The following is a 14,536-nucleotide window of genomic DNA, read 5'->3' as shown; positions in this document are numbered from 1 at the left end:
ATGCCGGCCGCGGCCCGTGGCGGAAGGCCCGGACGGGCGTCACGCAACCGCAACGGCGGCCGCCGCGGGTGCTGTTGTTCGGCGGCAAAATGGCGCAAGCTTCCGACAGGGATGCCATCGCCTGTCGCAACTCGGTGGCTTGCGGTTTGCTGAGGGAAGCATGCTGGTCGATGCGGATCCGACGGGGTTCGGGTACTTCACCGCTGCGCTGATCGCCACCACCGGCATCGCGCTCGCTTCCGGCGTGCAGTTCGCGGTGATAGGCCTGTGGCGCCGGCGCGAGTCCATCCACCTGTCCTACGCGATGCTGTGCCTCTGCCTTGCCGGCCTTGCGCTGGGCAATCTGCTGTTGCGCACGGCCGGCAGCCTGGCCGCGGCGACCACCGCGCTGCGCTGGATGATCGGGATGTCGGTCCTGTCCTTCCCGCCCTTCGTGGCGTTCATCGGCAGCTATACCGGTGCCACGATCCCCCGCTCCATGAAGCTGCTACTGGGTACACTCGCGCTGCTGTTCCTCTGGCTCAACGGGGTGATGCCGGCCACCTTGTTCTACACGGAACTGATGGTGGCGCCGGGCGACGTGCTGCCCTGGGGCGAACACCTGTTCAGCATCACCGGCACGATCTCGATCTGGGGCTGGCTGTTCCATCTGGCGAGCTACGCGCTGTTCCTCTGGGCGCTGTGGTGCGCGTGGCGGCAGTACCGCCGTGGCGAGTCGATGCTGGCCGTGCTGCTGGGCATCTGCCTGCTGGTGCAGTTCGCGGCCTTGCTGTGGGGTGACATCGCGATCGACTGGCTCGGCGTACGTTCGCCCTACCTGGATGCCTTCGCCTTCCTCCCCTTCGTGCTGCTGATGAGCCTGTCGCTGGCGGCGCAGCTGCGCCAGCGCTCGATGCAGCTGGAACGCGCGAGGCAGGATCTGGAGGCCGAGGCGCATACCCGTCGCGAGGCCGAACTGAGCCTGCGCCACATCGCCTACCACGACAGCCTGACCGGCCTGCCCAATCGCGCCCACCTGCTGGACCGCCTCGCCGAGTCGCATGCCGATGCGCTGGCGCAGGGCCATCATGGTGCCTTGCTGCTGATCGACCTGGACAACTTCAAGACCATCAACGACGGCCTCGGCCATCATGTCGGCGACCATCTGCTGCAGGCGATCGCCGACCGCCTGCTCGCGGTGGTGCAGCCGGGTGCGGTGCTCGCGCGCCTCGGCGGCGATGAGTTCGTGCTGCTCCTGGAACCGGTCCAAGGCACGCCGGACGACATGCAGGCGCGGGCGCAGCAAGTCGCCACCGACATGATCGCGCGCCTGGCGGAGCCGGTGCGCGTGGGCAGCCGCGTGCTGGCCGCGGGCGCCAGCGTGGGCGTGGCGGTATTCCCCGCCGGGGAGCAGGACGTGGCAGACCTGCTGCGCCGGGCCGACATCGCGCTGTACCGGGCCAAGGCCGCCGGCCGCGGCACGGTGCGCCTGTTCTTGCCACGGATGCAGCAGGAAGCCGGCACGCGCCTGATGCTGGAACGCGGCCTGCGCGCGGCGCTGGAGCGGGGCGGCATGGATGCGCAGTTCGCCCTGCATTTCCAGCCGCAGCTCAGCCCGCAGGGCGAATTGCTGGGCGCCGAGGCGCTGCTGCGCTGGCGTCATCCGCAACTGGGCGACCTGCCGCCGGCCGAGTTCATCCCGATGGCCGAGGAAACCGGATTGATCCACGCGCTGGGTAACTGGGTGGTCGGCGCGGCCTGCGCCAGCATCCGGGCGTGGGACCGCGACGGCGTGCCGTTCCGCGGGCGCCTGGCGGTGAACGTGAGCGCCTGGCAACTGGTGCAGCCGCGGCTCGCCGCGCTGTTCGAGGCGCAGGTGCGCGCGGCAGGCATCGAGCCTGCGCGGCTCACGCTGGAGCTGACCGAGAGCGCGCTGCTGCAGGATTTCGACAGCGCGCTGGAGACCATGCAGCAACTCGTGGCGGCGGGGTTCAATCTCGCGCTGGACGACTTCGGCGTGGGTTACTCCGCGTTGAGCTACCTGCAGCGGCTGCCGCTGGACCTGCTCAAGATCGACCGCTCCTTCGTCAGCGAATTGACGCCCGAGGTCGCCAGGCCGCTGGCGGGTTTCATCATCGATGTGGCCCACCGGCTCGGCATCCTCGCGGTGGCCGAAGGCGTGGAAACCGTTCCCCAGCGCCATGCCCTGGAGCAGATGGGCTGCGACGGCCTGCAGGGCTACCTGATCTGCCGCCCGCTGGACGACGCCGGCTTCCGCCGGTGGCTGGCCGAACACGAGCGGGCCCAGTCCCTGAAACAGGCGTAGCGCGCAGGTGGGTCCATGGCGGCGGTTTTGCCGGCCGCGGATCAGCCGTAGCGGTCCGCCAGCCTGTCGGTGGCCTGCACCAGTGCCTCGACGATGGCCGGATCGGCCGCGCTGTGGCCGGCGAGCACGATGCGCAACGCGGCCTCGGGCCACGCCGCATGCAGGTCGAGCGCGGTCTTCACCGGGCAGATGATGTCGTAGCGGCCGTGCACGATGGTGGCGGGAATGCGGCGGATCCTGGGCACGTCACGCAGCAGCTGGCCGGGTTCGAGGAACATGCCATGGCGGAAGTAGTGTGCCTCCAGTCGCGCCAGGCTCACCGCCTTGTGCGGCTCGTCGAAATCGCCGCCGGCATCCGGGTCGTGGACCAGGGTGGTGCTGCCGCCCTCGTAGGCGCTCCAGGCGTGCGCGGCGGCGAGCCGCACCGTCTCGTCGTCGCCGTCGAGGCGGCGCCAGTAGGCCTCGATCATGTTGCCGCGCTCGGCCTCCGGGATGAAGTCGCGGAAACGCGCCCAGCGCTCGGGGAAGATGTATTGCGCGCCGCCGTCCGCCTCGTTGAACCAGCGCAGCTCCTCCGGCCGCGCGAGGAAGATCCCGCGCAGCACCAGGCCCAGCACGCGCTCGGGATGCGCCTGGGCATACGCCAGCGCCAGCGTGGAGCCCCAGGAGCCGCCGAACACCACCCAGCGCTCGATGCCCAGCTCCTCGCGCAGCGCCTCGATGTCGGCGACGAGGTGCGCGGTGGTGTTGTCGACGAGGTCGGCGAACGGCGTGGACCGCCCCGCGCCGCGCTGGTCGAACAGCACCACGTGCCAGCGCACGGGATCGAAGAAGCGGCGATGGTAGGGCGCGATGCCTGCGCCGGGGCCCCCATGCAGGAACACCGCCGGCAATGCGTCGGGCGTGCCGCATTCCTCAACGTACAGCGTGTGCCGTGCGTCCACGGCGAGGTGGCGGCTGCGGAAGGGTTCGATTTCGGGGTACAGCTCGCGCATGACGATGTCCTTCGTACAGGAGCGCACCCCGTGCGCGAAGGCCTTTGGCTTCGATCAGGCGCCATGGCATTCGCGTACAGGGGCCGCCTACGGTTGTGTTCAGCCGAATTGCAGGGTCTCGGTGAGGTCGCCCGGTGCCGGGCCGCCCGCCTCGCGCATCGCCCGGTCGCGCAGCGCGATGCCGGGCAGCGGCTGCAGGCCGAAGCGGCGGTTGAGGAAGCGCTGGATCGAGCCGGTGTCGTAGATCGTGTGTTCGACGTGGCCACGCTTCGCGTGGGGCGAGACCACCAGCGCGGGAATGCGCGTCCCCGGTCCCCAGCGGTCGCCCCTGGGCGGCGCCACGTGGTCCCACCAGCCGCCGTTCTCGTCCACGGTGATCACCACCATGGTGTGCGGCCACAGCGGGCTTTCCTGCAACGCCTCGATGATCTGCACGATGTGCGCATCGCCCGCGGCCACGTCGGAGTAGCCGGCGTGCATGTTGAGGTCGCCCTGCGGCTTGTAGAACGCCACAGCGGGCAGGGTGCCATGCTTGATGTCGGCGAAGAGGCGGTTGCTGGCCGCGCCGCTGCCGGTGCCGCCGTCGCGCAGGTGCCGCGCGCGCGCGGCGCTGCCGGGCGCGAAGGCCGCGAAATAGTTGAACGGCTGGTGGTGTTCCTGGAAGTTGGGGCCATAGGGGAAGCTGTCGTGCGTGCCGCGCACGCCCTTGCCGTCCAGCGCCAGCTGCCAGCCGCCCGCGTACCAGGCCCAGTCCACGCCCGCGGCGTTGAGCCGGTCGCCGATGGTGGCATGCACCTGCGGCGGCAGCGTGCTGGGGTCGGTGGGGTCGGCCAGCAAGGGGTTCTTCGGATCCTTGGTGAACGCCGGCGCGTAAGGCGGCCCCATCGTGTTCACCGCCCAGAAGTCGGGCGTGAGGGCCATGCGCGTGGCGAACTTCGGCTTGCCCTGCATCGCGCTGGCGGGCGAATCCGCGGCCAGCTTCGGGCGGATGCCGGTGGGATCGTCGCCGTCGAGTTCGGTGATCTGGAATTTCGCCGGGCCCTGGTCCGCATGCGGGAAGAACGGCGGCTGCGCCGCGACCAGGTACTGGTGGTTGAGGAAGGACCCGCCGAACGCGCCCATGAAGAAGTTGTCGCACAGCGTGTATTGCTTCGCCAGCTGCCACAGCGCGAGCTTGTCGGCGCTGTCGCCGTAGCGCCCCATCACCAGCGCACCGCTGTCGCCCCATGCCACGAAGCCGTCGTTCCTGCCGCCGTTGATCTGCAGCTGGTTGGTATAGAAGCTGTGGATCAGGTCGCGGGTGACCAGTGCCTGCGGCAGCGGCTGGCCGTCGGGCGTGGCGAGCGCGAACGGTGCGTTGGCGAGGCCGCGGATCGCGTCCTCGGCGATCTGGTATTCGCGGCCGTCCAGCACCTGCTTGTGCGGCATCAGGCCGTGCCAGATCGGCGGCAAGGTTTCGAGCAGGCTGCCGTCGCGGTCGCGTTGGCGGTACTGCGCGGGCTCAAGCGCGGAGAGCGGTTGCGCGAGACCCGGGAACTCCCCGAACAGGTTGTTGAAGCTGCGGTTCTCCGCGTAGATCACCAGCACGTGGCGGATGTATTTGCGCAACGCGGCATCCAGCGCCTCGCCGGCGCCGCCAACGGTGTGTGCGGCCTGGCCGTTCGCGGCGGTCTTGCAGCCGCCCATGGCCAGGGCGGCCCCGGCCAGCGCGATGCCGCCAAGCAGCCGGCGGCGTGCCGGGTCGTCGGGTGCGTCGCCGGCGGCGACGGGCGGAACGGGCGGCAGTTTCTCGGTCATGGCGTACGTGTCGGCGGCGAGAGGTGGAAAGTATGCACGCCGCCGGTGGCCGGATGTTCCGTCGGAATGGCCGTCTTCACATGACGCCGACAGGGGCGACGCGACGGGACAGGCATGGTTCATCGACGGATCGCGGCCGGATCGGGCAGCGTCAGCCCGAACCGCCGCAGCTCAGTCCAGCGGCAGCTTGCGCGCGGCGTCCCACATCGCGCGGGTCAGCGCGCGGTTCGCGTGCGGCGCCTGCAGCACGATCAGGGTGGTGGTGCTGATGCTGGCGTGGATCTTCAGCAGGCGGTCGAGCACGCTTTCGAGGTGGCCGATGGACATCGCAACCACGCGCAGCAGCGCGGAGTCCTCGCCGGCGAGGCGCCGGCAGTCCAGCACCTCGGGGATGTCGGCAACGATCTGGCCGATGCGGGCGCAGATGCCGCCGTCGCAGCGCAGGCGCACCATCGCCTCGATGCGGTAGCCGAGGCGCTTGGGTTCCACCACCGCGCGGTAGCCGGCGATCACGCCGGCTTCCTCCAGCCGCTTCACCCGCTCGGCCACGGCCGGTGCAGAGAGCTTCACCTTGCGGCCAAGTTCGGCGTAACCCAGGCGCGCATCGCGCTGCAGGGCCTCGAGAATGTGCCAATCCTTGGCGTCCAGTTCGGGTTTCGATTCCAAGGTGCTGTGCTCCGGTTTCATTTCGATCGACGGTGAAACATCCCGCCGGCCTGCCGATGCATTATTCCGCGGCATCGCCCGCGAGACTAGGATGCGCACTCCCCAACTCAGAATCTGCCCATGGTTTCCACCGAACGCCTCGATGCGCGGGCCCTCGTCTGCATCGCCGTCGCCCTCGTCACCTGGTCGTCGGCCTATGCCGCGATCGCCTACGCGCTGGCCTCGTTCACGCCGGGCGAGGTGGCGTTCGCGCGCCTCGCGATCGGCTCGCTGTGCTTTGCGGGCTTGCTGGCGGTCAAGCGCGTGCCGCTGCCGGCGCCGCGCGATTGGCCGAAGCTGTTCGTGCTGGGTCTGATCGGCCTCACCACCTACCACGTCTGCCTCAACTGGGCGGAAACGCGCATTGCCAGCGGCACCGCATCCATCATCATCTGCCTGGTGCCCGCCGCGACGGCGGCGGTCTCGGCATGGTGGCTGCACGAGCGCCTGAGCCTGCGCACCTGGATCGGCCTTGCTATCGCGCTGGCCGGCACGGTGCTGGTGGTGCTGGCCAGCGGCCAGAAGGTCGAGGCCGATCCGAGGGCGCTGCTGGTGCTGGTGTGCGTGCTGGCTTCGGCGATCTTCTTCGTGGGGCAGAAGCCGCTGTTCGCCCGCTCCAGCACGCTGGCGGTCACCGCTTTCGCCTTCTTCGCCGGCACGCTGGGCTGCCTGCCGTTCGCGGGCGGCCTGCCGCAGGCGCTGGCGGCGGCGCCGTGGTCGCACGTCGTCGCGCTGTTGTGGCTGGGCGTGGCGCCGAGCTTCATCGGCTATCTCGCGTGGAACGTGGCAGTGCACCGCGCCAGCGCCTCGCGCGTCTCCAGCTTCATCTACCTCTCGCCGCCCATCGCGATCGTGATCGGCTGGTTGTGGCTGGGCGAAGTCCCCGGCGCGATGGTGCTGGTGGGCGGCGCGATCGTGATCGGCGGCGTGGTGCTGGCCAATGCGCGGCGGCGCTCCGCGGCGCCGGTGGCGCTGGCCGAGGCGTGCAAGTCCTGATCATCCACCCGGAGGAGTCCAGCGTGTACGAGCTCTATATCGCCAACAAGAACTACTCGTCGTGGTCGCTGCGGCCGTGGCTGCTGCTGCGCGAGCGCGGCATCGCGTTCGCCGAGAGGCTGGTGCCGTTCCTCGGCGGCGCCGGGGCGAACTGGGACGGGTTCCGCGCGTTCTCGCCCACTGGCAAGGTGCCCTGCCTGCGCGACGGCGACACCGTGGTGTGGGATTCGCTGGCGATCACCGAATACGTGGCCGAGGGCGACCCCGGCACGTGGCCCATCGATTCCCGGGCACGCGCGTGGGCGCGTTGCGCCGCCGCCGAGATGCACTCGGGCTTTCCCGAACTGCGCAGTGTGTGCACGATGAACTGCGGCGTCCGCGTGCGTGTCGAGGCACCCGGCGCGGCCTTGCGCAAGGATCTCGCCCGCATCGACGAATTGTGGAACGAGGGGCTGGCCCGCTTCGGCGGCCCCTTCCTCGCCGGTGACGCGTTCACCGCAGTCGATGCGTTCTACGCACCGGTGGCGTTCCGCATCCAGAGCTATGGCCTGCGGCTGGGCGATGCCGCGATGGCGTACGCGCAGCGCCTGCTCGATCGGCCCGCGATGCGCGAGTGGTATGCCGCGGCGCTGGCCGAGCGCTGGCGCGATCCGGAACACGAGGACGAGGCGCGTCGCGCCGGCACCTGGCTGCAGGATCTGCGCACGGCCTGAGCAGGGAGCGCGGCCATCGCGGGGCGGACCCGCGATGGCCGGCGTGCCTGCCGATCAGCGCTTCGCGCGGTTGTGCTTCGTGCGATAGATGCGCTTGCTGTCGCGGTTGTCGGTGCGCTGGATGCGCTTCTGCTCGCGCGGGCCGACGCGGCCGTTGTTGGCGTCCGCCCCGTGCTCCATGTGGTCGACGTGCGCCTGCCGGCCCTGCATGCGCGCGTCCTCGCGGTTGGTGAGCTGGCCGGACTTCACGCCGTTGGCCAGGCGCTGCTCCTGGTATGCGTTGCGCTGCACGTCGGCCTGCAGGCGGCGGGACGAAGCCGAGTTCGGGTTGCCCTTGATCGCGTCGTGCTTGTCCTTGTAGATCGACGCGCTGTCGCGGTTCTGCATGCGCCGGATCTGTGCGTTCTCGGCCTTGGTCATCGGGCCGTTGCGCATGTCGCGCTGCTCGGTGCGGTCCAGGTTCGCCTCCCGCTGCTCGAGGTTCGACGCCTGGCGCGTGCTGAGCTGGCCGGACTTCAGGCCCTGATCGATGCGCTGTTGCTGGTTCGCGTCGCGCTGGGTGTCGCTGGCCGCATTCTGCGCCGGCTGGGTCGTGGTCTGCGCCTGCGCGGCCGCCACGCCGCCCAGCCCGCACAGACCCAGCAGGCCGATGACCAGCCACTTCCGCGTATGGTTCTGCATGGTGTTCTCCTCCTCGTGGGTGCCGCCCATTGCGTGGGCGGTCAGGGAGCGGAGAACGGGGTATGTAAAACGCCGATGACGGGTCGAGCTGCGCCTGTTCAGGCGCCGGTCGGCGAGTGGCACGGCACGCTCACTTGAGCCGGATGACGCGCAGCACGGCCGGGTCGTCGGCATGCTCCAGCAACAGCCGCCGCACGCGGTCCTGCCAGGCCCGGCCGAACGCGCCCCGCTGCGCAGCGGTGGCGTCCGGCTGCATTGCGGTGCCCATCAAGGCGAGGGCCTGCGGCGACGGCGGCACGCGGGAGAGGTCCAACTGCACCGCCACCGATTTGCCGCTGTCGCGACGGGTGAAACGGATCGCCTCGCCATCCGGCGCGTCCGCGAAGTCCAGCAACCCCTGCCGCGCGAACCGGCCGCCGATGCCGTGGAAGCCGTTTTCGGCAGCAGCACCGGTGAGCAGGGTGAGTACCTGCGCGATCACTCCGGTGACGCCTGCGTCCACCGGCGCCGGCATCCGCACCGCGATGCCGCCGCGCTCGGCCGGTTCGTCCGGATACAGCGCACGCAACGCCACGCGCGCCGTCAGCCATGCGCCGGCCACGGTGGGGCAGGAGTGGCCGGCCAGGCGCACCGCGTCGAGATAGCGGTATTCGAGCAGGCCGCCGGCGGCGGCGCCGAGCAGGTCGGCCAGCGGATCGCGAACCAGGATCCGCGGCGCCTCATCGAAGAACGCGGGATGGTCCATCACTCTTCCGGCAGGTCGTGGATGCCGAAATCGACCACTACCGCGTCGGCGTCGCGCTGGCGGTAGGTCACGGTGAGGTGTTCGCCAAGTCGTTCGCGCAGCTGGGCGATCAGCGGCAGCGGATCGTGGTCGTTGACGAAGCGCATCGTCTCGCCCGAGCGCAGCACGCCGATCGCGCCGAAGATTGCCGAGTGGCGGAAACGCCGAGCCACGCCGCGGGCGTCGAAGAGGTGGGTGTGCTGCTCGAAGACAGTGTCGGGGGACATCGGTGCGTGCTCGCGGGAAAGGGAGCACAACCATAGGCCGCGCACCGCGGCGGGCCACTGATCTGGATCAACCGGAAGGCGTCCGCCTCAGAACCACAGCGGGGGCTTGATCACCATCAGTCAGAAGTAGCCTATGTGCGACAGCCGCCATCAGCGGCAGATTCTCCATCATTGCCGTCAACCGGAAATTGGCCGGCGTGGCGCAGGAGCCCGCGATCAATAGACGCTAGATTGCACCGTTGGCATCCAGTTCCGAGAACGTTTTTGTATCGGGATCGTAAAGCGCGCCCCAGAATGCGTCGCCGCCATCGCAGACGATCATCGGTTCTGCGTGTGGATCGGGCATGTGGGGCAAATTGAGGTCGCTTGCCGCTATGGCATTGATATAAATGTAGCGACGGCCGTCAACGACGATGCCTGCGTATTGGCGGAAAGACGCCTTGGGGTCACCGATGTGCTGCGGCAAGCCTTGATGCACGGCTTGTTCTGCCAGTTGCGGCAGATGATTTTCGAGATCCGTCAGTTGGTCGCGTGAGGGTGTCCACGTGCCGCTGGCATGCGGGGTGCCACGCGAGCACTGCTTGAGCAGCTCGCTGGCCATCGATTCGGGCATCAGGGCATAGTTCGTTGCGCCGATCGAAGACTGCGAACAAGCCACGGGTGCGACTGACGCCAAGGCGATGAAGGCCAGCCTTGGCATGTGCCCGTTCAGAACTTGTACGCCCGGTGGATCGCCACGATGCCGTTGGAGAGGTTGCGCACCTCGACTTTGCCGAAGCCGGCGCGCTCCATCATGCCCTTCAGCGTGGCCTGGTCCGGATGCTTGCGGATGGATTCGGCGAGGTACCGGTAGCTGTCGGCGTCGCCGGCGAACAGGCGCCCCAGTTTCGGCAGCACCTTGAAGGAGTGGAAGTCGTAGAGCTTGTTGAACAGCTCGCTTTGCACGCGCGAGAACTCCAGCACCAGCAGGCGGCCGCCGGGCTTGAGCACGCGGCAGATATCGGCCAGCGCCTTGTCCTTGTCGGTGACGTTGCGCAGGCCGAAGGCCATGGTCACGGCATCGAATGAGTTGTCGGGGAACGGCAGGCATTCGGCGTTGAGCTGGGCCCAGCGCAGGCCGCCGACCAGGCCGCGGTCGGTAAGGCGGTCGCGGCCCACGCCCAGCATCGCGGCGTTGATGTCGCCGACCACCACCTCGCCGAGTTCGCCGACGACGGGCTTGAGCAGGGCGGCGATGTCGCCGGTGCCGCCGGCGAGGTCGAGCACGCGGTCGCCCTCGCGCACACCGCTGACCGCCACGAAGTGGCGTTTCCACAGGCGATGGATGCCGAACGACATCAGGTCGTTCATCAGGTCGTAGTTGCGCGCGACCGAGGTGAACACCTCGCCGACCAGCTTCTGCTTGTCGGCGACGGGGACGTCGCGGTAACCGAAATGGGTGGTGGGCTGTTCGTTCATGGCGTCACGCGACAGATGGGGTGGGTTGTCACAGCGGCAGGTCGCGCTGCGTGCCTTCCGTTTCCTCGTCCGCGTTCGCGGCGGCATCGGCGGCATGTGTGCGATGGCTCTCCTGCTCGGCGGCCACATGGCGCTGGTGCAGCTCCACGCCGGCATCGGCGGGACGCACGGGGGGCGGCGCGGCAGGTGCGGGCACAAGCTCCTCGGCCGCGACCTCGCGCTCGCCGCCGGGGGTGATCTTGAGGATGGAGTGGCGCATCTCGCGCGACAAGATCACCCGCGCGTCGCGCACCATGTCGTCCAGCGCGCTGTCGTAGTCCAGTTTGCCGGCCTCGTCGGTCCACACCACCCGGCGCTCGCGCAGCTTCTGGATGAAACCACGGAACAGCGCCTTGTCGAAGAACTCCGGTGCGTTGAGCTCGTTGAGCAGGGACAGCCGCTGCGCGGTGAGCGTGCAGGTGGTCTCCAGTTCGGCGGCGGTGAGCGCGTGCGGGCCATGCTTGGCCAGCGCGGCGATCGCGATGTAGTAGCGCTCGAAAGCCTGGATCAGGCTGCGCGCGATGATCCGCAGCTGGTACGCGCTGTCGTCCTGGCCCGGCGCGCGCTCCAGCATGCGGCCTTCGCCGGTGGTTTCGAGCAAGCCGCGGCGCACGAAGAAGTCGATGGTGGCCTGCAGCTGCGTGCCGAAGCCTTCCTCGTCCCAGGCCAGGAACAGTTCGCCCTGCAGGAACGGATAGATGATGCGGCCCAGCCGCTGCACCGAGGCGCGCGACATGCGCCGGTTGTTGAGGAAGCAGCAGGCCACCCAGGCGGCGGCGGCGCCGAGGTGCAGCACGTTGTTGCGGAAATAGCTGAGCAGCACCGCCTGCTCGCCCTCCACGTCGAGGACGTCCCCCAACGGGTGCTTGATGCGGCGGATCCAGCCCATCTGCTCGCCGTAGGCGATGATGCCGGCGGGGTCCATCGGGGTCAGAGTGACGCGATCGGAGTAGGGCAGCTCCAGCAGCAGCGACTTGGTGAGTTCCAGCTGCGCCAGCAGGTCGTTCTCGGCCATCGCGTGCTTGGGCGTGGCCAGCAGGGTGAGGGCGAGCAGGTTGATCGGGTTGACGTCGGCGGCACGGTTGACGTTGATCTGGATCCGTTCCGCGACCTGGTCGATCACGGCGCCCAGCCATTCGGGGCGGGAGTCGGGGTCGGCGCCGGCGCTGCGCCAGTCGCTGCTGGCCGCGTCCAGCAACGGGCTGAGCTCGATCGGCTCGCCGAAGTTGATCGTGACGTGACCGTAGCGTTGCTTGAACAGCCCGCCGATGCCGCGCAGCAGGGCGAACAGGGTTTCCTTTTCCTTGGGCTGGCCGCTGAGCTCGCCGGCGTAGCTCTTGCCTTCCATCAGCTTCTCGTAGCCGATGTACACCGGCTGGAACAGCACCGGGCGGCGCGGCGCGCGCAGGAAGGCGCGCACGGTCATCGACAGCAGGCCGGCACGCGGCGCCAGCAGGCGCCCGGTGCGCGAGCGGCCACCCTCGATGAAGTACTCCATCGGCACGCCGCGGTCGATCAGCTGCGCCATGTACTCGTTGAAGATCACCGAGTACAGCGCGTTGCCCTTGAACGTGCGGCGCATGAAGAACGCGCCGCCGCGGCGCAGGATCGGCCCGATCAGCGGCAGGTTGAGGTTGACGCCCGCGGCGATGTGCGGCGGCACCACGCCGGACATGTGCAGCTGGTAGGACAGCAGCAGGTAGTCGGCGTGGCTGCGGTGGCTGGGCACGTAGACCACTTCATAGCCCGGCGCGGCGGCGCGGGCCTTGTCGAAGTGGTGCATCGCGATGCCGTCGTACAGCTTGTTCCAGAAGTTCGACAACAGGAACGACACCGAGCGCACCACCGGGTGCGAGTAGTCGGCGGCGATTTCCAGCATCATCTTCTGCGCGCGTCGCCAGGCCTTCGCCTCGCTGATCTTCTCCTTCGCCGCGGTGGCGGCGATCGCCGCGCGCACGGGCTCGGCGCGCAGTACGTCGTCGACCACGGTGCGGCGGTGCGAGAGATCCGGGCCGATCACCGCGGCGCGGATGCGCCGGAAATGGGTGCGCAGCACGCGCGCCAGCTTGCGCGCGAAGCGCGGCGGCGGCAGTTCGCCGGACTCGGCCAGCACCTCGCGCAGCGACACCGGCGCGGCGAAGTGCACCGTGGTGTCGCGACCGTTCAGCAGCAGCGCCAGCAGGCGGCGGAAGCGGCCCACCATCACCCAGTTCTCGGAAAACAGCACGCTGAACCAGCCCGATTCGCGGTTCGGCGCACGACCCACGTAGATCGACACCGGCACGATCTGGATGTCGCGCTCGGGCAGGCCCTCCAGCGATTGCACCAGCTGCCCCAGCGGCTCGTTCGGCGAACGGTGCCGCTTGCGCCCGAACAGCCAGCCGTCGCGGCGCATCAGCGCGAACACCGAGCGCCTGCGGCGGGTGCCGGCCAGCGGTTGCAGCGGGCCGGGCAGGCCGGCCTCGCGGCAGGCGCGGTCGAGGATCAGCGCGTCGGAGAAGCCATCGCGCTCGATCACGTAACAGACCGGTACGCCCGCCTTGAGCAGGGTCGCCGGCTCTGCCGGGTCGCGGCGGATGCGCACCCAGGGTTGCAGCAACTGCCCGGCCAGGTGGAACCACCAGGGGGCGCGGCGACGAGGGGAATCCGCGATGGAAGTGTTCTGCATCCGCCTATTCTACCGGCTCGCCCGCAAAACCATGCCCGGGCGTGTGGTGGCTGGCCAGTCGCTGCCTCCCCGGGGCCTTGTCCGGGAGAGACGAGCGAGTGTCCAAGGGTTGGATCTCCCGCAAGCCGGCCCGCTCCCCCACCCCTTTTCCCCGCTTCCCGGGCCGGCGCCATCCACGGCGCTGGCCCGCATGCCGGTCAGCGGCGGAGGGTGTCAGTTCCTGGTGGCGTCGCGGGTGGCGGCGGCAGGGGCTGCCGTCAGCGCCGTGCTGCCCGCCGCGGCCGGCTGCTGCAGGCGCTCATGCGCCTCGTGCACATTGTTGATCAGCGATTCGTTGTACCAGCGGCCGGCCCGTTGCACCAGCGTGGATTCGGCGGAGAGCGGCTTGCCGAGCAAGGTGTAGTCGATCTTCACCACTGCACGGCCGTCCTTGCTGGAGAGCGTGCTGAGCCTGACCGAGTCCAGCGCATCGTCCACCGACAGGCCGTAGATCGCCAGCAACTGCTTGAGGCCGGCGTAGCCGGTGGCGTACTTCGCCATCGCGGCATCGAAGTCCAGCGTGCGCAGCTGGTCCGGACTCTTGAGGTCGAGCTTGCGCGCGGTGGCCACCAGCACGCCGACGGACTGTTTCGCCCTGGTCTGGTCGAACCACGGCGCCTGCTTCGCCCACGGCGCCAGCACGTCGATCAGCTGGTTGGCCTGGGCCTTCTGCTCGGCGTCCAGGTCCTTGTTCTGCGCCACGCCGTTCTTCAGCAGGGCGTCGCCCACGCTGATCAGCACCGGCAGCTGGTCCTTGTACTGCTGCTCCATCTGGCTGAGCTTGGGTTGCACCTCGGCGTAGAGCCTGGCGTCGGCATCAGGGCCGGTGAGCTTCTGCACGGTCTCGTCGAACTTCGCCTTCTCCGCGGCGCTGACCGGCGGCTGGTTCGCGTTGTGGCGACTCCAGTCCGCGCGCAAGGTGGCGTATTCGGCCGGCGGCAGGGCGTGCTTCCACAGGCCGTTGAAATCGCCTGCCTTGAGCAGGTCGATCGAACCCTGCACGGCCGCCTCCGGCGTGCTGCCGCCGACCTGCGCGGCCTCGTCCTGGTGGTGGCAGGCGGCCAGGACCAGCAAGGCGACGAGGGGCAGCAGGTGGCGGCGGAGGGGGCGGAAGCGCATGGGCAAGGCT

General features: G+C 69.3%; 13 protein-coding genes. 3 read left to right on the top strand and 10 right to left on the bottom strand.

Translation table 11 applies throughout. From position 1 onward, the window contains the following. The first annotated feature begins 160 nt into the window (after nt 1-160). On the top strand, nt 161-2,305 hold the full coding sequence (locus AC2EWF_RS17170; protein ID WP_483640608.1) for a putative bifunctional diguanylate cyclase/phosphodiesterase: 2,145 nt from the start codon (nt 161-163) through the stop codon (nt 2,303-2,305). 41 nt (nt 2,306-2,346) lie between these two features. Here AC2EWF_RS17170 and pip read toward each other — a convergent pair whose 3' ends face one another. From pip to AC2EWF_RS17155, 3 genes are all read right to left on the bottom strand, one after another. Continuing rightward, nucleotides 2,347-3,300, bottom strand: a complete 954-nt coding sequence (gene pip / locus AC2EWF_RS17165; protein WP_483640607.1) for a prolyl aminopeptidase — start codon at nt 3,298-3,300, stop codon at nt 2,347-2,349. Nucleotides 3,301-3,399: 99 nt separating this feature from the next. After that, nucleotides 3,400-5,097: an acid phosphatase gene (acpA, locus tag AC2EWF_RS17160; protein ID WP_483640606.1), complete on the bottom strand. Its 1,698-nt coding sequence runs from the start codon at nt 5,095-5,097 to the stop codon at nt 3,400-3,402. 171 nt (nt 5,098-5,268) lie between these two features. Next, a complete protein-coding gene (locus AC2EWF_RS17155) occupies nt 5,269-5,763 on the bottom strand; it encodes an Lrp/AsnC family transcriptional regulator (RefSeq protein ID WP_483640605.1) in 495 nt (164 codons plus the stop codon). Nucleotides 5,764-5,883: 120 nt separating this feature from the next. On the opposite strand from AC2EWF_RS17155, the gene AC2EWF_RS17150 reads away from it, so the two are divergent. Together AC2EWF_RS17150 and AC2EWF_RS17145 are read left to right on the top strand one after the other, a co-directional pair. After that, nucleotides 5,884-6,798 (top strand): DMT family transporter, encoded by a 915-nt coding sequence (locus tag AC2EWF_RS17150; RefSeq protein ID WP_483640604.1) that lies wholly within the window; start codon nt 5,884-5,886, stop codon nt 6,796-6,798. A 23-nt stretch (nt 6,799-6,821) separates the two neighbouring features. Continuing rightward, on the top strand, nt 6,822-7,511 hold the full coding sequence (locus AC2EWF_RS17145) for a glutathione S-transferase N-terminal domain-containing protein (RefSeq protein ID WP_483640603.1): 690 nt from the start codon (nt 6,822-6,824) through the stop codon (nt 7,509-7,511). A gap of 54 nt (nt 7,512-7,565) precedes the next feature. Here the strand turns inward: AC2EWF_RS17145 and AC2EWF_RS17140 are convergent, their stop codons facing one another. From AC2EWF_RS17140 to AC2EWF_RS17110, 7 genes are all read right to left on the bottom strand, one after another. Further along, nucleotides 7,566-8,192 carry a hypothetical protein gene (locus AC2EWF_RS17140; protein ID WP_483640602.1) on the bottom strand — a complete coding sequence of 209 codons (627 nt, stop codon included), beginning with the start codon at nt 8,190-8,192 and terminating at the stop codon, nt 7,566-7,568. 130 nt (nt 8,193-8,322) lie between these two features. Then, nucleotides 8,323-8,937: a hypothetical protein gene (locus tag AC2EWF_RS17135; protein ID WP_483640601.1), complete on the bottom strand. Its 615-nt coding sequence runs from the start codon at nt 8,935-8,937 to the stop codon at nt 8,323-8,325. Further along, nucleotides 8,937-9,203, bottom strand: a complete 267-nt coding sequence (locus tag AC2EWF_RS17130; RefSeq protein WP_483640600.1) for a DUF2249 domain-containing protein — start codon at nt 9,201-9,203, stop codon at nt 8,937-8,939. Before AC2EWF_RS17130 ends, AC2EWF_RS17135 begins: the two co-directional genes overlap by 1 nt. Before the next feature lie 226 nt (nt 9,204-9,429). Continuing rightward, nucleotides 9,430-9,903, bottom strand: coding sequence for a hypothetical protein (locus AC2EWF_RS17125; RefSeq protein WP_483640599.1), 474 nt, complete (start codon nt 9,901-9,903; stop codon nt 9,430-9,432). Nucleotides 9,904-9,911: 8 nt separating this feature from the next. Then, on the bottom strand, nt 9,912-10,661 hold the full coding sequence (ubiE, locus tag AC2EWF_RS17120) for a bifunctional demethylmenaquinone methyltransferase/2-methoxy-6-polyprenyl-1,4-benzoquinol methylase UbiE (protein ID WP_483640598.1): 750 nt from the start codon (nt 10,659-10,661) through the stop codon (nt 9,912-9,914). Between the two features lie 28 nt (nt 10,662-10,689). After that, on the bottom strand, nt 10,690-13,368 hold the full coding sequence (plsB, locus tag AC2EWF_RS17115; protein ID WP_483640597.1) for a glycerol-3-phosphate 1-O-acyltransferase PlsB: 2,679 nt from the start codon (nt 13,366-13,368) through the stop codon (nt 10,690-10,692). Between the two features lie 213 nt (nt 13,369-13,581). Beyond that, nucleotides 13,582-14,526, bottom strand: coding sequence for a hypothetical protein (locus AC2EWF_RS17110; protein ID WP_483640596.1), 945 nt, complete (start codon nt 14,524-14,526; stop codon nt 13,582-13,584). Between the last annotated feature and the right edge of the window lie 10 nt (nt 14,527-14,536).

The sequence above is a fragment of the Rhodanobacter sp. sgz306013 genome (genome assembly GCF_057031145.1).
This window is presented reverse-complemented; position numbering and strand designations above follow the sequence as displayed.